General features: G+C 68.0%; 18 protein-coding genes. 11 read left to right on the plus strand and 7 right to left on the minus strand.

Going from position 1 to position 19,439, the window contains the following annotated elements:
- The first annotated feature begins 251 nt into the window (after window positions 1-251).
- The 7 genes from mazG to gcvH all read left to right on the plus strand — a co-directional run bounded on the left by mazG (window position 252) and on the right by gcvH (window position 4,905).
- Entirely contained in the window at window positions 252-1,097 is an 846-nt protein-coding gene (gene mazG / locus P6166_RS08670; RefSeq protein ID WP_277764072.1) for a nucleoside triphosphate pyrophosphohydrolase, read from the plus strand.
- Window positions 1,094-1,417 carry a YnfA family protein gene (locus tag P6166_RS08675; RefSeq protein ID WP_277764073.1) on the plus strand — a complete coding sequence of 108 codons (324 nt, stop codon included), beginning with the start codon at window positions 1,094-1,096 and terminating at the stop codon, window positions 1,415-1,417. Before mazG ends, P6166_RS08675 begins: the two co-directional genes overlap by 4 nt.
- Before the next feature lie 53 nt (window positions 1,418-1,470).
- Complete coding sequence (locus tag P6166_RS08680) at window positions 1,471-1,773, plus strand: DUF962 domain-containing protein (protein WP_277764074.1); 303 nt, start codon at window positions 1,471-1,473, stop codon at window positions 1,771-1,773.
- Between the two features lie 53 nt (window positions 1,774-1,826).
- Entirely contained in the window at window positions 1,827-2,792 is a 966-nt protein-coding gene (locus P6166_RS08685; RefSeq protein ID WP_130318825.1) for an SPFH domain-containing protein, read from the plus strand.
- 3 nt (window positions 2,793-2,795) lie between these two features.
- Window positions 2,796-3,227, plus strand: coding sequence for an NfeD family protein (locus tag P6166_RS08690; protein ID WP_277764075.1), 432 nt, complete (start codon window positions 2,796-2,798; stop codon window positions 3,225-3,227).
- A 78-nt stretch (window positions 3,228-3,305) separates the two neighbouring features.
- Window positions 3,306-4,415 (plus strand): glycine cleavage system aminomethyltransferase GcvT, encoded by a 1,110-nt coding sequence (gcvT, locus tag P6166_RS08695; RefSeq protein WP_277764076.1) that lies wholly within the window; start codon window positions 3,306-3,308, stop codon window positions 4,413-4,415.
- Window positions 4,416-4,509: 94 nt separating this feature from the next.
- A complete protein-coding gene (gene gcvH, locus P6166_RS08700) occupies window positions 4,510-4,905 on the plus strand; it encodes a glycine cleavage system protein GcvH (RefSeq protein ID WP_277764077.1) in 396 nt (131 codons plus the stop codon).
- Here gcvH and P6166_RS08705 read toward each other — a convergent pair.
- Window positions 4,899-5,516: a hypothetical protein gene (locus tag P6166_RS08705; protein ID WP_277764078.1), complete on the minus strand. Its 618-nt coding sequence runs from the start codon at window positions 5,514-5,516 to the stop codon at window positions 4,899-4,901. The two genes, gcvH and P6166_RS08705, sit on opposite strands and share 7 nt — an antisense overlap.
- Window positions 5,517-5,740: 224 nt before the next feature.
- On the opposite strand from P6166_RS08705, the gene P6166_RS08710 reads away from it, so the two are divergent.
- On the plus strand, window positions 5,741-6,178 hold the full coding sequence (locus P6166_RS08710; RefSeq protein WP_277764079.1) for a hypothetical protein: 438 nt from the start codon (window positions 5,741-5,743) through the stop codon (window positions 6,176-6,178).
- A 203-nt stretch (window positions 6,179-6,381) separates the two neighbouring features.
- Here the strand turns inward: P6166_RS08710 and P6166_RS08715 are convergent, their stop codons facing one another.
- A complete protein-coding gene (locus P6166_RS08715; protein WP_277764080.1) occupies window positions 6,382-7,764 on the minus strand; it encodes a serine hydrolase domain-containing protein in 1,383 nt (460 codons plus the stop codon).
- 217 nt (window positions 7,765-7,981) lie between these two features.
- On the minus strand, window positions 7,982-9,592 hold the full coding sequence (locus P6166_RS08720) for a choline dehydrogenase (protein ID WP_277764081.1): 1,611 nt from the start codon (window positions 9,590-9,592) through the stop codon (window positions 7,982-7,984).
- A gap of 181 nt (window positions 9,593-9,773) precedes the next feature.
- Here P6166_RS08720 and P6166_RS08725 point away from each other — a divergent pair, with 181 nt between their 5' ends.
- Both P6166_RS08725 and P6166_RS08730 read left to right on the plus strand, forming a co-directional pair.
- Window positions 9,774-11,156, plus strand: a complete 1,383-nt coding sequence (locus P6166_RS08725; protein WP_277764082.1) for an MFS transporter — start codon at window positions 9,774-9,776, stop codon at window positions 11,154-11,156.
- A gap of 63 nt (window positions 11,157-11,219) precedes the next feature.
- Window positions 11,220-11,570, plus strand: coding sequence for a DUF1304 domain-containing protein (locus P6166_RS08730; RefSeq protein WP_277764083.1), 351 nt, complete (start codon window positions 11,220-11,222; stop codon window positions 11,568-11,570).
- A 144-nt stretch (window positions 11,571-11,714) separates the two neighbouring features.
- Here the strand turns inward: P6166_RS08730 and P6166_RS08735 are convergent, their stop codons facing one another.
- The 3 genes from P6166_RS08735 to P6166_RS08745 all read right to left on the minus strand — a co-directional run bounded on the left by P6166_RS08735 (window position 11,715) and on the right by P6166_RS08745 (window position 15,713).
- Window positions 11,715-12,182 carry a hotdog fold domain-containing protein gene (locus P6166_RS08735; protein ID WP_277764084.1) on the minus strand — a complete coding sequence of 156 codons (468 nt, stop codon included), beginning with the start codon at window positions 12,180-12,182 and terminating at the stop codon, window positions 11,715-11,717.
- Between the two features lie 67 nt (window positions 12,183-12,249).
- Window positions 12,250-14,724, minus strand: a complete 2,475-nt coding sequence (locus tag P6166_RS08740) for an acyl-CoA dehydrogenase (protein WP_277764085.1) — start codon at window positions 14,722-14,724, stop codon at window positions 12,250-12,252.
- Window positions 14,721-15,713, minus strand: coding sequence for an alpha/beta fold hydrolase (locus P6166_RS08745; RefSeq protein ID WP_277764234.1), 993 nt, complete (start codon window positions 15,711-15,713; stop codon window positions 14,721-14,723). Before P6166_RS08745 ends, P6166_RS08740 begins: the two co-directional genes overlap by 4 nt.
- An 82-nt stretch (window positions 15,714-15,795) precedes the next feature.
- On the opposite strand from P6166_RS08745, the gene P6166_RS08750 reads away from it, so the two are divergent.
- Window positions 15,796-16,407: a TetR/AcrR family transcriptional regulator gene (locus tag P6166_RS08750; RefSeq protein WP_277764086.1), complete on the plus strand. Its 612-nt coding sequence runs from the start codon at window positions 15,796-15,798 to the stop codon at window positions 16,405-16,407.
- A 127-nt stretch (window positions 16,408-16,534) separates the two neighbouring features.
- On the opposite strand, the gene P6166_RS08755 is transcribed toward P6166_RS08750, so the two are convergent.
- Window positions 16,535-19,369 carry a TonB-dependent receptor gene (locus P6166_RS08755; RefSeq protein ID WP_277764087.1) on the minus strand — a complete coding sequence of 945 codons (2,835 nt, stop codon included), beginning with the start codon at window positions 19,367-19,369 and terminating at the stop codon, window positions 16,535-16,537.
- Window positions 19,370-19,439 lie beyond the last annotated feature (70 nt).

A 19,439-nucleotide genomic window follows, 5' to 3' on the forward strand; every position in this document is an offset into this window, starting at 1 on the left:
GGGGGCAGGCCCTTTCCGGGACCGTAGGCGACATGGATGTCGCCTACGAGCCTCCATGGATGGATTCACGGCGTGTCCCGGAAAGGGCCTGCCCCCACCCGCCGCGCGACGCACCGCACGCGTCAAGCAATACAGCGCACAAATCACCGTCGGCACAACCTGCTGACACGACCGAAACCGCCCGCCAAGGAAAGGTCCCGGCAAAAGCAAGCGCAGGCAAATAGCGCTTCGTGCATCATGAAGTCCCTCGCATGAGCCCGCTTCCCATGACCCTGGCCGACCCATCCTCCCCGCGCGGCATCGACGACCTGCTGCGCATCATGGCCAGGCTGCGCGACCGCGAGCACGGCTGCCCGTGGGATCTTGAGCAGGATTTCGCCAGCATCGCCCCGTACACCATCGAAGAGGCCTACGAAGTCGCCGACGCCATTGATCGCGGCGACCTGCCGGCGCTGAAGGACGAACTCGGCGACCTCCTGCTGCAAGTGGTCTTCCATGCCCGGATGGCAGAAGAGCAAAGTGCCTTCAGCTTCCAAGACGTCGTACAGGCCATCAGCGACAAGCTCGTGCGCCGCCACCCGCACGTCTTCGGCGATGCCGCCGTGGACGGCGCCAGCGAAGTCACCGCCAACTGGGAAGCCATCAAGCGCGCCGAACGCCAGGCCGCCGGCGAGCAGGACGACTCCGCGCTGGCCGGCATCGCGCGCGGCCTGCCCGAGTGGCAGCGCGCAGTGAAGCTGCAATCGCGTGCCGCCCGCGTCGGTTTCGACTGGCCGAATCCGGCCCCCGTGCTCGCCAAGTTGCACGAGGAGATCGACGAAGTGCGCGAAGAATTCGCCCACGGCGATATCGAAGCCCGCCACGACCGCCTGCAGGAAGAGATCGGCGACGTGCTGTTCGTCGTTGCCAACCTGGCCCGCCACGCCAAGGTCGATGTCGGCGCCGCCCTGCGCGGCGCCAACCACAAGTTCGAACGCCGCTTCCGCGCCATGGAAGCCCTTGCCCGCGACGCCGGTACCGCGCTGGACGCACTCTCGCTCACCGAACAGGACGCCCTGTGGGACCAGGTCAAGGCGCAGGAACACGCCGGGCCATGAAGACGCTGTTGCTGTTCGCGCTCACCGCCCTGGCGGAGATCGTCGGCTGCTACCTGCCCTGGCTGTGGCTGCGCCGCGACGGCAGCGCGTGGCTGCTGCTGCCGGCCGCCGGCAGCCTCGCACTGTTCGTCTGGCTGCTGACGCTGCATCCCACCGCGTCGGGCCGCGTGTACGCCGCCTACGGTGGCGTCTATGTCGCCGTCGCCCTGCTCTGGTTGTGGCAGGTGGACAAGGTCGTGCCCACGCGCTGGGACCTGCTCGGCGTCGCGCTGTGCCTGGGCGGCATGGCGGTGATCATGTGCTCGCCGCGGCCTGCCTGAGCGCCACGCGGCGGCGTATCCTGTGGCCGTCGTCGCGCCCGAAGGGAGGGCCCATGCGCCGCTTCGCCAGTTTCCGCGAGTTCTATCCGTTCTATCTCGGCGAGCATGCCCACCGCACCTCGCGCCGGCTGCATTTCATCGGCAGCTGCGGCGTGTTGCTGCTGCTCGGCGTGGCGTTGGTCACCGCGCGCCCGGCATGGCTGCTGGGCGCGCTGCTGTGCGGCTATGGTTTCGCCTGGGTCGGGCACTTCTTCTTCGAGAAGAACCGCCCGGCCACCTTCCGCCACCCGTTCTATTCCTTCGCCGGCGACTGGGTGATGTTCCGCGACATCCTGCTCGGTCGCATCCCGTTCTGATCCGCTCGTGGGGCATACTCGCTCTTCACGGAACGCGTTGAGGAGGGAAGGGAATGTTCACCACAGGTTTCCTGGTGATGGTGCTGCTGGTGGTGTGCGCCATCGTGCTGTTCAAGGCGGTGCGCATGGTGCCGCAGGGCTATGAATGGACGGTGGAGCGCTTCGGCAAGTACACCCACACGCTGACGCCCGGCCTGCACGTGCTGATCCCCATCGTCTACGGCGTCGGCCGCAAGGTGAACATGATGGAGCAGGTGCTCGACGTGCCGCGCCAGGACGTGATCACCAAGGACAACGCCGTGGTCGCGGTGGACGGCGTGGTGTTCTTCCAGGTGCTGGATGCGGCCAAGGCCGCCTACGAGGTCGCCAACCTGGAGCTGGCCACGATCGCCCTGGTGCAAACCAACATCCGCACCGTGATCGGCTCGATGGACCTGGACGAATCGTTGAGCCAGCGCGAAACCATCAACGCCCAGCTGCTGAGCGTGGTCGACCATGCCACCAATCCCTGGGGCATCAAGGTCACCCGCATCGAGATCCGCGATATCCAGCCGCCGCGCGACCTGGTCGATGCGATGGCCCGCCAGATGAAGGCCGAGCGCGAGAAGCGCGCGCAAATCCTCGAGGCCGAGGGTTCGCGCCAGTCGGAAATCCTGCGCGCTGACGGCGAGAAGCAGGCCGCCGTGCTGGAAGCCGAAGGCCGCAAGGAAGCCGCGTTCCGCGATGCCGAGGCGCGCGAGCGCCTGGCCGAAGCCGAAGCCAAGGCGACCCAGATGGTGTCCGACGCCATCGCCAGCGGCAACGTGCAGGCGATCAACTACTTCATCGCGCAGAAGTACGTCGAGGCGTTCAAGGAGCTGGCCACCGCGCCGAACCAGAAGTTCGTGCTGATGCCGATGGAGTCCTCCGGCATCATCGGCTCGATCGCCGGCATCGCCGACCTCGCCAAGGAAGCGCTGGCCGACCGCGCCGCCACGCCGCCGCCGCGCGGCCCGCAGCCGCCGCGCTTCGGAGGCTGAGCCATGCGCACCGAAGTGGTGGTGTGGGCGGCGGTGGCGTTGCTGCTGTTCGCCGCCGAGGCGCTGGCGCCGGGCGCGTTCATGCTGTGGATGGGCTTTGCCGCCACCGCGCTGTTCGTGGCGGTGTGGGTCGTGCCGGGCATCCCGCTGCTGGTGCAGGTGGTGGCCTTCGTCGTGCTGAGCTTCGTCTCGGTGCAGATCTACCGCACCTGGTTCCGCCGCGGCGAGCGGCAGAGCGACCAGCCGCTGCTGAACCGCCGCGCCGAACAGCTGATCGGCCGGGTGGTGCGCGTGGAGCAGGCCATCGCCGGCGGCCGCGGGCGGGTGAAGATCGACGACGCGTTCTGGGTGGTCTCCGGGCCGGATCTGCCGGTCGGCACCGAGGTGCGCGTGGTCGCGGTGGACGGCATGACCCTGAAGGTGCAGGCGGCCTGAGGGCGGCGCGCTGCACTGCTGCGTGATCGCCCGCCCCCGGCGGGCGATAATGGGCGTCTTTCCATCGGAACCGACGCCATGAGCCTGAAGCAGACCGTCCTCAACGCCAGCCACCGCGCCCTGGGCGCCAAGATGGTGGATTTCGGGGGCTGGGACATGCCCATCCACTACGGCTCGCAGCTGGACGAACACCACCTGGTGCGCCGCGACGCCGGCATGTTCGACGTCAGCCACATGACCGTGGTCGACCTGCACGGCGAGCGCGTGCGCGCGTTCCTGCGCTACCTGCTGGCCAACTCGGTCGACAAGCTCAAGGTGCCGGGCAAGGCGCTGTACACCTGCATGCTGAATCCGCAGGGCGGGGTGATCGACGACCTGATCGTCTACTACCAGGCCGAAGATTTCTTCCGCCTGGTGGTCAACGCCGCCACCCGCGAGAAGGACCTGGCGTGGATCGGCGAGCAGGCGGCCGCGTTCGACGTGCGGGTGCAGGAGCGTGCGGATTTTGCGATGGTGGCCGTGCAGGGCCCGACCGCACGCGAGAAGGTGATTTCGCTGCTGGCCGCCGACGACCAGGCGGCCGCGCGCAAGCTCGGCCGCTTCGCCGCGCTGCACGCCACCTCCACCGCGGGCGCGCCGCTGTTCCTGGCGCGCACCGGCTACACCGGCGAGGACGGTTTCGAGATCGTGCTGCCGGAGGGCGATGCGGTGGCGTTCTGGAACGCGCTGCTGGAAGCGGGCGTCAAGCCGGCCGGCCTGGGCGCGCGCGACACGCTGCGCCTGGAGGCGGGCATGAACCTCTACGGCCAGGACATGGACGATGCGGTGAGCCCGTTCGAAGCGGCGCTCGCCTGGACGGTGGCGCTGGACGAAGGCCGCGACTTCATCGGCCGCAGCGTGCTGCAGGCGCAGCAGGCCGCCGGCGCGCCGCGCCAGATGATCGGCCTGGTGATGGACGAGAAGGGCGTGCTGCGCCACGGCCAGAAGGTGATCACCGCGCAGGGCGAGGGCGAAATCCTGTCGGGCACGTTCTCGCCCACGCTCGGCAAGGCGATCGCGTTCGCCCGCGTGCCGGCCGGCGAGCCGGGCGAGGTGCGCGTGGATATCCGCGGCAAGGAAGTGCCGGTGCGCGTGGTCAAGTTCCCGTTCGTGCGCGAAGGCCATGCCCAGGCCGGCGTGCTTGGCTGATCGCCGCCGTTCGTCCGGCGCCGGGTGATGCACCCGGCGCCGGTTGGTTAAACTATACCCCCATCCCCGAACCCCGTTTTCCCGGAGCTTTCCCATGAGCGAGATCCCAGGCGACCTCAAGTTCCTCAAGTCCCACGAGTGGGCCCGCGTCGAAGGCAATGGCCGCGTCACCGTCGGCATCTCCGACCATGCGCAGGGCCTGCTGGGCGACCTGGTCTATGTCGAGCTGCCGAATGTCGGCGACACCGTCGAGGCCGGCAACGGCGCAGCGGTGGTCGAGTCGGTCAAGGCGGCCTCGGATGTCTACAGCCCGGTCAGCGGCAAGGTCGTCGAGGTCAACTCGGCGCTGTCCGACAAGCCGGAGACCATCAACGAGGATGCCTACGGCGACGGCTGGATCTTCGTGGTCGAGGTCAGCGAGCCGGAACAGCTCAACGAACTGCTTTCCCCGGACGACTACGCCGAGCTGCTCGACGACGACGCTCACTGATTCTTCACGGCAGCGAGCAGGAATCGAAAACGGCCGCGAAAGCGGCCGTTTTTGTTTGCGCGCGATCCGGCGAGCGGACGCACGCCGGTGGCGGCGGCGATCGTTCGGCGTGCCGCGGCGGATGCGCCGGCGCGTGCGCGCTGGCCGGCGCGGGGTGTTCGCGCGCGCATCGCGCGAGCGTTGTCCTCGCCGTCGAGGGTGTTCGTCGGGCGGGAAAAGTTTGCGCATTTCGCCCGATGCGATGCCGCGAAAGCCGCCTTGGCGGAAAAAATTTTCGCCCACCGGTTACGCGCCGTTGGCCGGCGGACAGGGTGGGCGCATGCATGCGCGCGGCGCGGCATCGTCGCCTTCGAATTCGCGTGGCCGAAAAAAATACAGCTGAAAAGCAGTGGTTTTTTTTCATGCGTGGCGAAGATGCAGTGCATCGGCGCGCGCGCGCGAGGGCGGCCAGGGTGGTGGCGCTGCGTGCCGGGCGGCGGCGGCGGTGGCGGCCGGACGAAAAAAATTTTCGCCGGAGTGTTGACAGTAAAAAAAACCGTGATTAGGTTTCGCCCCAAGCAGACGTTGCTGCCGCAGAGAGTGAGCCGAATCGACATCAAGGTGACAAGCAAGAACCGCGCATCCGCCCTGGAACCTAAGAAGGTGGATATGGGTCTGCTTCCCTCCGCGAAAACCGCAACGTCCTTCCAACATGCACCCGTGTCGTTCGGCGCGGGTGTTTCTGTATCCGCCGCGTCGATCCGACGGTCAGGCGGTATCCGCGGGCGGAGTCCCGCCGCGGACTTTGGTTTCACTGGGCACTCAACTCCATAGTTCACTGACGAGGAGCCATCACATGGCCACTAAGAAAGCTGCGAAGAAACCGGCCGCCAAGAAGGCGGTGAAGAAGACTGCGAAGAAGGCTGCTGCCAAGAAGACCGTGAAGAAGGCCGCCAAGAAGGTCGCCAAGAAGGCCACGGCCAAGAAGGCGGTGAAGAAGACCGCGAAGAAGGCTGCCGCCAAGAAGACCGTAAAGAAGGCCGCCAAGAAGGTTGCCAAGAAGTCGGCCGCCAAGAAGGGCGTCAAGAAGACCGCCAAGAAGGCGGTGAAGAAGGCTGCCAAGAAGGCCACCAAGAAGGTTGCCAAGAAGTCGACCGCCAAGAAGGCCGTGAAGAAGGCCGCCAAGAAGGCCCCGAAGAAGGCTGCGAAGAAGGTCGCCAAGAAGAAGCCGGCCGCTCGCAAGAAGAAGGCCGCTCCGGTCGCCCTGCCGGCCACCCCGGCTCCGCTGATCTGATTCATCTGTCCCGATAAGCCGTACATCAACTCCCTTCCCGGTGCCCAGCGGGAAGGGAGTTTTTTATGGGCGAAACGAAAACCCGCTTCGCCGCGCCCCTGGCAGAAGGGGCTGTACGCCGGAGGCGCGAGGGGTGTGTTTTCCGCGCCAAAGAAAAAGGGCGGCACTGGGCCGCCCTTTTGCGTGTTGCGATGCCGGTGTGGTCAGCGCGGCGAGGCGACGGCCTTGCCGGTGGAGGCGCCGCGCTTGGGCGCGGGCTGGGGACGTTCGGCCAGGATGTTGTCGCCGCCGAAGTCGCTGTCCACGTCGATGTCGAGCCAGCGCTGCGCGGGCAGGCCCATCGCGCGATCGAGGATCGTCGGCAGCAGGCCGGAAGGCAGGCCGCTCTCGCCGTTCCAGAGGATGGCGATGCCCAGGTCGCGCTCCGGCACCAGCGCCACGAGGCCGCGATAGCCCTGCACGGCACCGGCATGGAAGACGACCTGGTGGCCGGCATAGTCGAACACGCGCCAGCCGAGCGCGTAGCCGGCGGAGTTGACGCGCTCGTGGCGCCAGCCCGAACGCATTTCGCCCGGCGTGGAGATCAGCGAGGCATGCAGCGTGGCCAGCAGCGGGGCGGGCAGCACGTCGGGACGATGCCCGGTCTGGCCGAGCAACCACTGGGCCATGTCGGCGGCGCTGGCGTTGACGCCGGCCGCCGGGGCGAGGCGGTAGTAGGTCGGCTTGGGCGTCAGCGAGACCCAGCCGTTGCGGCTGCGCACGTGCGGCCGCGCCCAGCTCGGGCTGGCCTGGATGCCGGCCAGGCCCATGCTGGCATCGTTCATGCCGAGCGGCTTGAAGATGCGCTTCTCGACCGACTGCTCGTAGAAGTTGCCCGACGCGGCGAACACGACATCGCCGACCAGGCTGAAGGCGACGTTCTGGTACGCATAGCATTCGCCGGGCGCGCAGCGCAGCGGCGCGTAGGCGAGCTTGTGGCTCAGGGTGTAGTAGTCGTCGTTGGATTCGACGTCGCGGTCGTAGGCGTTGCGGGTCAGGCCGACGCGGTGGCTGAGGACATCGGCGATGGTCAGCTGGCGGGTGGCGACCGGGTCGCTGAGCTGGAAGCCGGGCACATAGTCGACCACCTTGCTGTCCCAGCGCAGCGTGCCGTCGTTGACCAGCAGGCCGGCCATGGTGCCGGCGAAGGCCTTCGACAGCGACGCGAGGCGGAACACGGTGTGGGCGTCGACCGGCTGCGGATGGTTGACGTCGGTGACGCCGAAGCCGCGCGCGCTGAGCACGCGGCCGCCCTGGACGATGGCCAGCGCCATGCCCGGCACGCGTTCGCCATAGGTGAGCTGTTCGGCCATCGATTCGAAGGCGGCCGGGTCGAAGCCGGGCGCCAGCGGCTGCACTTGCTGCTGGCCGAGCGCGGCGCGGTACGGCATGGGCTGCGTGGAGGCAGCGGCGACATTGAACGCCTCGAGCGTCTGCGCGCGCGGCGCGGGCGTCTGGGCGGTGGAAGACAACGCGAAGGGCATCAGTACGCCGAGCAACCCCGATGCTACCGGACGAAGACGCCGGCGCTTGCTCTTGTCTTTCATGGATGTGTGCCGCCTGTGAACCGTGCTTGAGGGGATTCTAGCGCCGGTTTTCCGGATAGCACAAACCGCAGGAAGATGAATGGGAAGGGCATTGATCTTGCGGGGATTTTTGCAAACCTGTTTGCAGATTCGCCGGTATTTGTCCGGCCTCTATTCCTCCCATGGCGGCCCCCCAGTGGCCCGAAGGAGCCGGGTGGACGGGAACGAAGCGCGGCGGCTAGAGGGGCCTGGAGCGCTCTGGCTGCTTGCCCTGGATCAGGTCCGCTGCGCGTTCGGCCAGCATGATCACCGGGCCATTGGTGTTGCCGCCCGGCAGGGTGGGCATCGCGGAGGCGTCGACCACGCGCAGGCCCTCTACGCCGTTGACGCGCAGCTGCGGGTCGAGCACGGCGCCGCCATCGTTCGCGGCGCCCATCCGGCAGGTGCCGACGGGGTGGTAGATGGTCTCGGCCTTGGCACGGATGAAGTCGACCAGGCCGGCGTCGTCCAGGTCCCCGCGCGCGGGGAAGATCGGTGCGCCGCGCCACGCGTCGAAGGCGGGCTGCGCCAGGATGCGGCGCGAGAGCCGGGCGCACTCGACCATCATGCGCAGGTCGAAGCCTTCGGCGTCGCTCAGGTAGGCCGGATCGATCAGGGGCGCGCTCAAGGGGTTCGCGTCGCGCAGGCGCAACGTGCCGCGGCTGCGCGGGCGCAGGAAGCAGGCGTGCAGGGTGTAGCCGTCGCCGGGCAGGCGGTGGCGGCCGTGGTTGTCGAGCATCGCGGGCACGAAGTGCAGCTGGATGTCGGGGCGTTCGTCCTGCGCGAGTGGCGAGCGATGGAAGCCGCCGGCCTCGGCGATGTTGCTCGTGCCCGCGCCCTGGTGCCCGCGCAGGAAGTAGTGGAAGGCGATGGCCAGCTCGTTGCTGCGGTCGTAGCTCACACCCGGCCGGGTATGGAAGAGCGTGCAGATGTCCAGGTGGTCCTGCAGGTGGCCACCCACGCCGGGCAGGTCGGCGTGCACGGGCAGGGCATGCGCGCGCAGGTGGTCCGCAGGGCCCACGCCGGAGAGCATCAGCAACTGTGGCGAGTTCACCGCGCCGGCGCACAACAGCACCTCGCGCGCGGCGCGGGCGGTGGTCGCCACGCCGCGCTCGGCGTATTGCACGCCGGTGGCGCGGCCGCCTTCGATGAGCACGCGGTGGACCTGCACGCCGGTGCGCACATGCAGGTTGGCGCGCGCGCGGATCGGCCGCAGGTAGGCGACGGCGGCCGAACAGCGGGCGCCGTCCTTCTGGGTGACCTGGTAGAAGCCCACACCCGCCTGCTCGTGGCCGTTGAAGTCGGGGTTGGCGGGCAGCCCGGCCTGCACGCCGGCGGTGACGAACGCTTCGCTGAGCGGGTTGCGGTGGCGCAGGTCGCTGACATGCAGCGGACCGCTGCCACCGTGCAGGGCGTCGGCGCCGTGCTGGTTGCGTTCGCTGCGGCGGAAGTAGGGCAACACGCCAGCCCAATCCCAGCCTTCGGCGCCGCCGCGCGCCCATTCGTCGTAGTCAGCGGGTACACCGCGGGTGTAGCACATGGCGTTGATCGAACTGGAGCCGCCCAGCACCTTGCCGCGCGGCCACCACAGGCGGCGGCCGCCGAGCGCGGCCTGCGGTTCGGTGTCGTAGTTCCAGTTCACGCTGCGCTGGTTGACCAGGCGCGCCAGGCCGGCAGGCATGTGGATGAGCGGATGGCGGTCGCGCGGGCCGGCCTCGATCAGCAGCACCCGGCAGTGAGGATCGGCGCTCAGGCGATGGGCCAGCACGCAGCCGGCCGAGCCGGCGCCCACGATGATGTAGTCGTACACGCATTCCCTCCCCGGAACTCGCGTTCGCCGAGCATAGGCAGCTGGCGGCGCGCCGGCAACGCGCTGTCATGCGCACGGAACTGGCGGCGCGGCGGGCCATCGGCTAACTTGCGCGCTTCTCCTCCCCCCGGAGCCAGACCATGTTCCTCCGCCAGCCGGGCACCTCGCCGTGCCGGTGCCCATGAGTGCGGCGGCCTCCGGGCCCGGCCGCCTGCTGCATGCGCTGCGCGGCTCGCCGGCGCTGTGGTGGTCGTTCGTGTACTTCTTCTGCCTGCTCAGCGGCTACTACGTGCTGCGTCCGGTGCGCGAGGCGATGGGGGCCTCGGCCGACGTGGAAGCCGTGTTCCCGCCGGCGATGATCGCCTTCTTCGGCGCGCACGGCATGCCGCTGAAGGACTTCACCCTGCAGGTGCTGTTCACCTGCACCTTCCTGATCATGCTGCTGCTGCAGCCGCTGTACGGCGCGCTGGTCAGCCGCTATCCGCGCCGGGTGTTCATGCCGGTGGCCTACGGGTTCTTCATCGCCACGCTGCTCGGGTTCTACGTGCTGTTCGACAGCGGCGTGCCGGGGCGCGGGATGGCGTTCTTCATCTGGATCGCGGTGTTCAACCTGTTCGCGGTGGCGCTGTTCTGGAGCTTCATGGCCGATGTCTTCAGCAACACGGAAGCCAAGGCCTACTACGGCTATATCGGCGCGGCGGGCACGCTGGGCGCGTTCCTCGGCCCGATCCTCACCCGCACGCTGGTCGAGCGCATCGGCATCGCCAACCTGATGTTGGTGTCGGCCGGCTTCCTGGCCGTGTGCATGGTCTGCCTGCTGCGCCTGCGCCTGTGGGCGGTACGGCGCGAGCGCGAGCAGCGCCTGCCCAGCGGCGAGGTGCCGATGGGCGGCGGGGTGCTGGCCGGCCTGCAGTTGATCGTGCGCGAGCCGCTGCTGCGCTGGCTGGCGATCATGGTGGTGTTCGGCGTGGGCGTGGGCACGTTGCTCTACAACGAGCAGGCCGCGATCGTGCGCCGGCTGTTCACCGATGCGGCCGCCAGCACCGCGTACTACGCCAGCATCGACCTGGCGGTGAATGCGCTGACCCTGGTGGTGCAGGTGCTGTTCACCCGCCTGCTGCTGTCGCGCTTCGGCATCGCACCGGCGCTGCTGGTGCCGGGCGTGGCGATCATCCTGGGCTATTCGATCCTGGCGATGTCGCCGCTGCCGTTGATGGTGGCGATCGTGCAGGTGGTGACGCGTGCCAGCGAGTTCTCGCTGGCCAAGCCGGCGCGCGAGACGATCTACACCCGGGTGGGCCGCGAATGGCGCTACAAAGCGGGCGCGGCGATCGACACGGTGATCTACCGCGGCAGCGACCTGACCATCGTGTGGCTGCACAAGGTGCTCTCGGCGTTCGGTTCGCACGTCGTGTTCGGCGCCGGCCTGCTGGTGGCCGGCGGCATGACGCTGAGCGCCTGGCGCCTGCTGCGCGAGGTGGACAAGCTGCCCGCCGAGCGTGGGCACGGTGACGTAGAAGCCGGGGACCAGGCGCCGGGCAGCGGCGCGCGCACGGCCTCCTGACGGCTTGCCTCGCGCCCGAGCGCGCGGGGATGATGCGTCCTCTTCCACGAAGGATCGTCGCCGATGTTGATCGCCCGTTCGCTGGCCGCGCTGGTCGCGCTGCTGCACCTGTACTTCCTGGTGCTGGAGATGTTCCTGTGGACCCGCCCGCTGGGCCTCAAGGTGTTCCGCAACACGCCGGAGAAGGCGCAGGCCACGCTTGTGCTGGCGGCCAACCAGGGGCTGTACAACGGCTTCCTCGCCGCCGGCCTGGCATGGGGCGTGGTGGCCGCGCGCGTGGACGTGCTGGGCTTCTTCCTCGGCTGCGTGGTGGTGGCCGGGCTGTACGGCGCCTGGAGCGTGAGCCGGCGCATCCTGTGGATCCAGGCCGCGCCGGCGCTGGTCGCGCTGGTGCTGCTGTGGCTGGGGGTTTGAGGAGCGGTGATCGTCGCGGGAATGCGGAGCGTTCGCCGTTTCCCGTAGGCGCGGCTTCAGCCGCGAAGCGGCATGCGTTGCGTGGCAGCGGCTGAAGCCGCGCCTGCAAAGGGGGCGGGTTTCAGGCGATAGAACCCGTCGGCCTCAGCCCTTGCGCGGCGACACCCACATCTCGATGCGCGCCTGGAACACCTGTTCGCCGGCATCGTTGCGCACTACCACGTCCACCGGCAGGTCGTAGCCTTCGGTCGCCTCGCGCAGTTCTGTCGCCGGGGTAGCCGTGGCATGCATCGTGCCGGTGGCCTTGCGCTGGTATTGCACGGTCATGCCCTTGGGGATCCAGCGCATCGAAGGCGGCAGGCTGGCATCCACCATCACCCCGCCCACGAGCTCGGCCAGGTTGCACAGCGCGATGGCATGCACGGTGCCGATGTGGTTGTGCACGCGCCGGCGGTCGCCGATGCGGGCCTCGCACACGCCCGGTTCAAGCCGGGTGATGCGCGGGGCGATCGTGCCGAAGTACGGCGCCTTGAAACAGATCGCGCGCGAGAACAGCCAGTGGCCACACGGCCAGCGGGTGATGCGCTGGTACAGCCGCAGCAGGGATGTCATGGATGCGTGGCTCCGGATACGAAGACGGCGGGCCTGGGCCCGCCGTCTTCGGTGTTGCGTGTCAGGCTCAGGCCGCTGCGCGGGACTGGCCGGCCTTGGTCTGGTCGTAGTACGTCGCCGCGCGCAGCTCGTGGGTGTCGAAGTCGTCCACGGTGATGGTGTCCATGGTCATCTCGCGCAGCTCCTCGAGCAGCTTGCGCTCTTCGGCATTGAGCACGCCTTCGGCCACGGCCTCGTCCAGCTGGGCGCTGAACTCCAACGCCTCGATGCCCTTGGTCTTGAGCGCCTTGAGGAACTTGCGCTCGACCGGCTCGGCCATCACGGCCTTGGCCAGGTAGCTGGCGATGCGCCCGCCCGGGTTGTTCTCGCACGGGGTCAGGAACACCCCCTTGGCGAGGCGGTCGCGCGCCTCGTTGGGCGCCATCAGCAACGCGGCCACGCGGCGCGACAGGCGGTCGCCCGGCGCTTCGGCGCGGCGGCCGAACGGGAAGATCAGCGCCCACATCAGCCAGCCGACCGGACGGATCGGGAAGTTGCGCAGCGCGGCCGACAGCGCGGTCTCGATCTTGTGCACGCTGTCGTGGAACGCCCAGGCCAGCAGCGGCTGGTCGGTCTGCGGCGCGCCTTCGTCGTGGTAGCGCTTGAGCATCGCGCTGGTCATGTAGATGTGGCTCAGCACGTCGCCCAGGCGGCCGGACAGCGATTCCTTGAACTTGAGCTTGCCGCCCAACATCATCATCGACACGTCGGCCATCAGGGCCAGGTTGGCCGAGTAGCGGTCCAGCTTGCGGAAGAAGCGGCGGGTGTAGTCGTCGCCGGGCGCGCTGCCGAAGCGCGCGCCGGTCAGGCCGAACCAGAACGAACGCACCGCATTGGAGATGCCGAAGCGGATATGCCCGAACAGGCTGCGGTCGAACTCCTCCAGGCCGCGCGCGGTGTCGGTGTCCTGGGCGGCCTTCATTTCCTTCATCACCCACGGATGGCACAGGATCGCGCCCTGGCCGAAGATCAGCAGGCTGCGGGTCATGATGTTGGCGCCTTCCACCGTGATGCCGATCGGCGCGGCCTGCCAGGCACGGCCGGCGAAGTTGCGCGGCCCCAGGATGATGCCCTTGCCGCCGACCACGTCCATCACGTCGCTGATGACCTCGCGGCCCATCGTGGTGCAGTGGTACTTGGCGATCGCCGAAGGCACCGACGGCACGTCGCCCCGGTCCACCGCCGCGGCGGTGGCCTGCGACAGCGCGCTGATCGCATAAGCCTTGCCGCCGATGCGCGCCAGCGCCTCTTCCACGCCCTCGAAGCGGCCGACCGACAGGCCGAACTGCTTGCGGATGCGTGCATAGGAACCGGTGACCACCGCGCCGAACTTCGCACCGCCCGAGGCGGTGGAGGGCAGGGTGATCGATCGGCCCACGGCCAGGCACTCGTTGAGCATGTTCCAGCCCTTGCCGACCATGTCCACGCCGCCGATCAGCTGGCTCAGCGGGATGAACACCTCGCGGCCGTGGATCGGGCCGTTCTGGAACGGCGAGTTGAGCGGGAAGTGGCGGCGGCCGATCTCCACGCCGGGCGTTTCGCGCGGCAGCAGCGCCAGGGTGATGCCGATGTCGCGGGTGTCGCCGATCAGGCCTTCCGGGTCGTACATGCGGAAGGCCAGGCCGATGATCGTCGCCACCGGGGCCAGGGTGATGTAGCGCTTGTCGAAGGTGAGCTTGACGCCGAGCACGTTGGCGCCGTTCCACTCGCCCTTGCAGACGATGCCGTAGTCCGGAATGGAGGTGGCGTCGGAGCCGGCGAACGGACCGGTCAGGCCGAAGCAGGGCACTTCCTGGCCGGCGGCCAGGCGCGGCAGGTAGTGGTCCTTCTGCTCCTGGGTGCCGTAATGGACCAGCAGTTCACCCGGGCCGAGCGAGTTCGGCACGCCGACGGTGGAGCTGACCACGCTGGAGACCGAGGCCAGCTTCTGGATCACCTTGTGGTGCGCCAGCGCGCTGAAGCCCAGGCCACCGAACTGCTTGGGGATGATCATGCCAAAGAAGCGGTTCTTCTTGATGAAGTCCCACATTTCCGGCGGCAGGTCGGCGTGGACGTGGGTGATCTCCCAGTCGTTGATCATCTTGCAGAGTTCTTCGACCGGGCCATCGAGGAAGGCCTGCTCCTCCGCGCTCAGTTCCGGCTTCGGGTAGTTGAGCAGCTTCTGCCAGTCCGGGTCGCCAGTGAACAGTTCGCCTTCGAAGCCGACCGAGCCGGTTTCCAGCGCGATGCGCTCGGTCTGCGAGAGCGGCGGCAGCACCTTGCGGAACACCTTCAGCAACGGCGCGGTGAGCAGCGGCTTGCGGATGAAGGGCAGCAGCACCGGCACGGCGATGAGCGCCACCAGCACGGCGGCCACGATCGTGGCCGTGGCATGGGCGCCGAGCAGCCAGCCGGCGACCAGCAGCGTGGCGCTGATCGCCACCCAGGCGGCCAGGCGCATGCGGTGGTAGGCGGCGAAACCGGCCGCCAGCAATACAAGAAGGAAGGGCGCGACGATGCTCATGGTCCTGCTCCAGTAACGTACTCGGTAGCGTGCTTGATGTCGGTGGACGCCGGGTTGGCGCGAGCCGGGGGCAAGGCGTCCAGATAGTGCAACACAGCGGCGGTAAATGCGCTGTTTTCATCGCCGGCGACCATGTGCGTGGCCTCCGGCAGCCGCACGTGTTGGGCGTGCGGCACGAGCGAAAGGAATTCGGCCACGGTCTGCGGGCTGACCAGGTCGCTGCGCCCGCCGCTGACCAGCAACACCGGGCAGCGGATCTGCGCGGCGGCATGCAGCAGAATCTGCTGCTGTTCGTGCGCATCGCCGCCGGCCAGTTCGTCGATCAGGCGCGGGTCCCAATGCCAGTACCAGCGGCCATCGCTGCCTTCGTGCAGCAGCTTGCGCAGCCCATCGCCGGATTTGCGCGGACGGTGCGGCAGGTAGGCGGAGATGGCATCGGCGGCGGCAGGCAGCGAATCGAAGCCATCTGGATGCGCGCTCATGAAGCGCAGGATGCGCTCCACGCCGGCGGTTTCCCAGCGCGGGGTGATGTCCACCAGCACCATCGCGCGGAACAAGCCCGGCCAGCGCGATTCGGCGAGCAGCCCGAACAGGCCGCCCATCGAGGCAGCCACCAGCACCGGCGGCGGCGACATCTCGCCGGCAATGACGATCAAATCGTCGGTGAACTGCGTGCCGTCGTAGCGCAACCCGGCGGGATTGCGGCTGGACTGGCCATGGCCGCGGGCGTCGTAGGCGAGGGTTGCGTAGCCGGCCTCGGCGAGGGCGCGGGCGGTGTCGTCCCACGCCATGCGGGTCTGGCCGAAGCCATGGGCGAGCAGCACGCTGCCCCGCCGCCCATCGCCCAGCCGCGAGGCGGCAAGGCGGGCCTCGGCGGCACCTGCCAGCACGGCATCGGGGGCAAGCGTCAGCGGCGGTGTCTGGCTAACCATACTTAATGGTATGGACGTGGCCGAGGTTCTGTCAATACTGGCTGGTATGGAGGTCAGAATGCAGGCGCGGCGGGGGTTTCGGCAGTTCGCCGCGGGGCCGCGTACTGCAACCGACTCCGGCGTATGGTTAAATCATCGGATGACCGACGACAACGCATCGCAGAACGACGCTCCGGGCCGCGCGGCCGGTGGCCGCAACAACCGCCTCAGCGCGGAGGACTGGGCCCAGGCGGCCTTGGACCTGATCGCCGAGCAGGGCGTGGGCGCCGTGGCGGTGGAGCCGCTGGCGCGCCGGCTGGGCGTGACCAAGGGCAGCTTCTACTGGCATTTCCCCTCCCGCGATGCGCTGCTGCAGGCGGCGTTGGAGCGCTGGGAGCTGTTCGAGCAGGAGCAGGTGTTCGGCAGCCTGGAGGACGTGGCCGACCCCAGCGCCCGGTTGCGCGCGCTGTTCCAGCTGGTGGCGCACGAGGTCAAGCCGCATGTGATCTACAGCGAATTGCTCAAGGCGCTGGACCACCCCGCGGTGCGCCCGGTGATCGACCGCGTGTCGCAGCGGCGCATGGAGTACCTGGTCGCTTCCTTCCGCCAGGCGGGGTTGAGCCGCACCGATGCGCAGCATCGTGCGCGGCTGGCCTATGCCGCCTATGTCGGCTTCCTGCAGTTGTCGCTGCAGCTGCAGCAGCCCAAGCAGGCGCGCGAGGATTTCGAGGCGTACGTGGAGCACGTCATCGCGACGCTGATCCCGGGCTGAGGGCCGCGGCACGACTTGCCGACACACGGGGCGCCGCGAGGCGCCCTTTTTTCGTTCGCGCGCCGGCCCAACAAAAAAAGCGGCCCCCTTTCGGGGGCCGCTCCTATCGACGTCCTGTCGATGACGATCAGAAGCGCTGCACGTACTTGGCGTAGATGAAGCGACCGATGTCGAAACCACCGTAGTACGGGAAGTTGCTGTTCGGAGCCGAGAACATGATCGGGCCTTCGTGGCCGAACACGTTGTTGGCACCCAGGGCAATCGTCGCGTTCCACGGCGCCTTCCAGCTGACCTGCAGGTCGTGGAAGGTGTTGGAGCCCGTCCAGCGCACCGGATCCGGCTCGCCGTTGGCGTAGTGGTCAGGATCCGTGCAAGGACGGTTCGTGACGCACGATTCCTTCATGCCGGAGTAGTAGCGAGCGGTGTAGTTGACGCTGAAGTCACCCAGCGACCAGTCGATGCCCACGTTCGAACGCACGCGGAAGTAACCGGCGTCGCCGACGCGGCCGACCATGATGTCGTTGCCGTCCGAGTCCTGGCTGGCTTCGTCGTACTTGCTGACGTAGCTGGTCTGCCAGTCGATGGTGAACTGGCCGATGCCGAACTCCGGCAGACGGTACTTCACGCCGAAGTCGTAGCCTTCGGTCTCCAGCTCGCCGAGGTTGGCCAGGCCGAAGAACATCGAGCTGATGTGGCCGTCGGCGTCGCGCACGATGCCGTCGCAACGCGAAGCGTTGCCCAGCACGTAGCAGTCACGCAGGATGCGGTCCACGCTGTCGGAGATGATCGCGTCGGTGATCTTGTAGCTGTACCAGTCCAGCGACAGGTCCAGGCCCTCGACCCACTGCGGGCTCCACACGATACCGGCGGTCTTGCTCTTGGACTTCTCCGGCAGCAGGTTCGGGTTCGAACCGCTGATGAACTGGTCCGGGGTCTGGCACGGATACGCCGTGCAAGGCACCAGGCCCTGGCCGAGCTGCACGTAACCAGCCGGCACGCCGGCGGCATTACAGGCAGCGTTGCCGTTCACGCTGTTCGGGGCGCCCACGCCGCACGGGTCGACGTACGACTCGAACGAGGAGCCGATGCCGCCGTACAGGTTGTCGATGGTCGGCGCGCGGAAGCCCTCGGCGTAGGTGCCGCGGATCAGCAGGCCGTCGATCGGACGCCACACCAGGCCGAACTTCGAGTTGGTGGTGTCGCCGAAGTTGTCGTAATCCGAGTAACGGGTCGCGACATTCAGGGTCAGTTCCTTGGCGAACGCCATGTCGGCCAGCAGCGGCACGTTCAGTTCGAGGTAGACCTCGTCCAGCTCGTACTTGCCTTCGGTCGTGGTGGCGGCCAGGCCGGTGCTCGAACCCGACTGGTTGAAGGCGTCGGGCACGAAGCGGCCCTGCTCCTCACGGTGCTCGTAGCCGATCGCCAGGCCCAGGTCACCCGCCGGCAGCGTCACGATCGAACCGGACAGGTTCGCGGTGTAGCTGGTGGTCTTGGTGCGGCCGGTATCGGTGTAGTACGGGAACAGGAACTTCTGCAGGTCAGGATCGGACAGCGAGCCCTGGCCAGCCACGCCGTACGGCAGCAGCGGGTTCCACGGGCGGCAGGAGCCCAGGTCGATCGGGCTGGCCGCGGTGCCGCACTGCGCGATGCCGTCAGCGTTGATGAACGACGGGCCCAGGGCCTGCTCGGTGGCGATCAGGCTGGCGTCGCCGTGACCGGTCTTGGTCACGTCGTTGCGGTTCCACAGCGCGCCGACGTCCCAATCCCACGCGTGGTCGCCGATCTGGAAGGCGCCGCTGATGGTCGGGGCAAAACGCAGGGTCTTCAGGCTGCTGTCGGTGGTGCGCGGCACCTCCCACAGGCGGCGGCGGAAGGCCACGTCGCGGCCGGCCGGGTTGAAGGCGCTGTCGGCATCCAGCGGGGTGCCGAACGAGCCCGACTGGTACGGGTAGCCGGCGATCTGCTGGTGGGTCTGGCGCTCGTTGTAGAGCATGTCGGCGTTGAACACGACCGAGTCGGTCAGGTCGTAGTTCGCGTTGACATACAGCGACTTACGCTCGATGCCCGTCTGCACGAACATTTCCTGGTTCGAGTTGGCGTACTCGGCAGCCGTGATCGGGTGGTAGTCGGCGATGTTGTTCGGGTTGCCGCCCTGGTTCAGGGTGCACCAGGTGGTCGCGCCGCCCGGGCCGCACGGACCGGACCACGAACCGTTCTGGCTCACCGGGCTCCAGCCCGAGCCCGGATAGTTCGGGCCGGCGTTGCCGTAGGCGGAGAAGTCGCGATCCTTCGCGAACACCGGATCTTGCTTGTAGTACTCGGCGGACAGGGTGACACCGCCGCGCTCGCCCTGCGAGCCGATGGTCAGCCAGTACTGTTCGGTCTCGCTGTCGCCTTCGCTGTACTGGCCGAAGTAGGCACCGGCCTCGGCGCCGTCAAAGCGCTTGCGGGTGATGATGTTCACCACGCCGGCGATGGCGTCCGAACCGTAGATCGACGAGGCGCCGTCCTTCAGGATGTCGATGCGCTCGATCGAGGAGAACGGAATCTGGCCCAGATCCTGGTAACCACCGGTGGTCGCACCGGCGCGCTTGCCGTTGATCAGCACCAGGGTGCGCGGGGCGCCCAGGTTGCGGATGTCGATGTAGTAGCCGCCGACGTTTTCGCCGGAAGCCAGCGCATCAGCGCGCGAGATCGCCGGAGAGCCGGCCGAGGTCAGGTTCTGCAGCACGTCGGCGACCGAGGTGAAACCCTGCTTTTCCAGGGTCTGACGGTCCAGCGAGATGATCGGCTGCTGCGTCTCCATCTCCGAGCCGCGAATACGCGAACCGGTGACTTCGATGCGATCCAGGTTGGTCGGGTTGCTCGACTCCTGCGCGAAGGCAGCGGTGGCGGAGCCACCGGCGCCGACGGCGAGCGCGAGCACAACTGCGTCACGCAGCGTGTTGGACTTGCAATTCATTAGCTCTCTCTCCAAGTGAGATCTTGGTCTTGCCAAGGGTTTGGCCAGCGGAGGTTTCGAAAAAGCGAAC

The organism is Stenotrophomonas sp. HITSZ_GD, from assembly GCF_029543105.1.
GTDB lineage: Bacteria > Pseudomonadota > Gammaproteobacteria > Xanthomonadales > Xanthomonadaceae > Stenotrophomonas_A.

Coding starts and splice junctions, on each gene's coding strand:
- gcvT (WP_277764076.1), top strand. CDS start 3,306: ATGAGCCTGAAGCAGACCGTCCTCAACGCCAGCCACCGCGCCCTGGGC.
- P6166_RS08740 (WP_277764085.1), bottom strand. CDS start 14,724: ATGAGCATCGTCGCGCCCTTCCTTCTTGTATTGCTGGCGGCCGGTTTC.
- P6166_RS08690 (WP_277764075.1), top strand. CDS start 2,796: ATGCGCACCGAAGTGGTGGTGTGGGCGGCGGTGGCGTTGCTGCTGTTC.
- P6166_RS08750 (WP_277764086.1), top strand. CDS start 15,796: ATGACCGACGACAACGCATCGCAGAACGACGCTCCGGGCCGCGCGGCC.
- P6166_RS08680 (WP_277764074.1), top strand. CDS start 1,471: ATGCGCCGCTTCGCCAGTTTCCGCGAGTTCTATCCGTTCTATCTCGGC.
- P6166_RS08725 (WP_277764082.1), top strand. CDS start 9,774: ATGAGTGCGGCGGCCTCCGGGCCCGGCCGCCTGCTGCATGCGCTGCGC.
- P6166_RS08735 (WP_277764084.1), bottom strand. CDS start 12,182: ATGACATCCCTGCTGCGGCTGTACCAGCGCATCACCCGCTGGCCGTGT.
- P6166_RS08715 (WP_277764080.1), bottom strand. CDS start 7,764: ATGAAAGACAAGAGCAAGCGCCGGCGTCTTCGTCCGGTAGCATCGGGG.
- P6166_RS08685 (WP_130318825.1), top strand. CDS start 1,827: ATGTTCACCACAGGTTTCCTGGTGATGGTGCTGCTGGTGGTGTGCGCC.
- P6166_RS08710 (WP_277764079.1), top strand. CDS start 5,741: ATGGCCACTAAGAAAGCTGCGAAGAAACCGGCCGCCAAGAAGGCGGTG.
- P6166_RS08675 (WP_277764073.1), top strand. CDS start 1,094: ATGAAGACGCTGTTGCTGTTCGCGCTCACCGCCCTGGCGGAGATCGTC.
- P6166_RS08730 (WP_277764083.1), top strand. CDS start 11,220: ATGTTGATCGCCCGTTCGCTGGCCGCGCTGGTCGCGCTGCTGCACCTG.
- gcvH (WP_277764077.1), top strand. CDS start 4,510: ATGAGCGAGATCCCAGGCGACCTCAAGTTCCTCAAGTCCCACGAGTGG.
- mazG (WP_277764072.1), top strand. CDS start 252: ATGAGCCCGCTTCCCATGACCCTGGCCGACCCATCCTCCCCGCGCGGC.
- P6166_RS08755 (WP_277764087.1), bottom strand. CDS start 19,369: ATGAATTGCAAGTCCAACACGCTGCGTGACGCAGTTGTGCTCGCGCTC.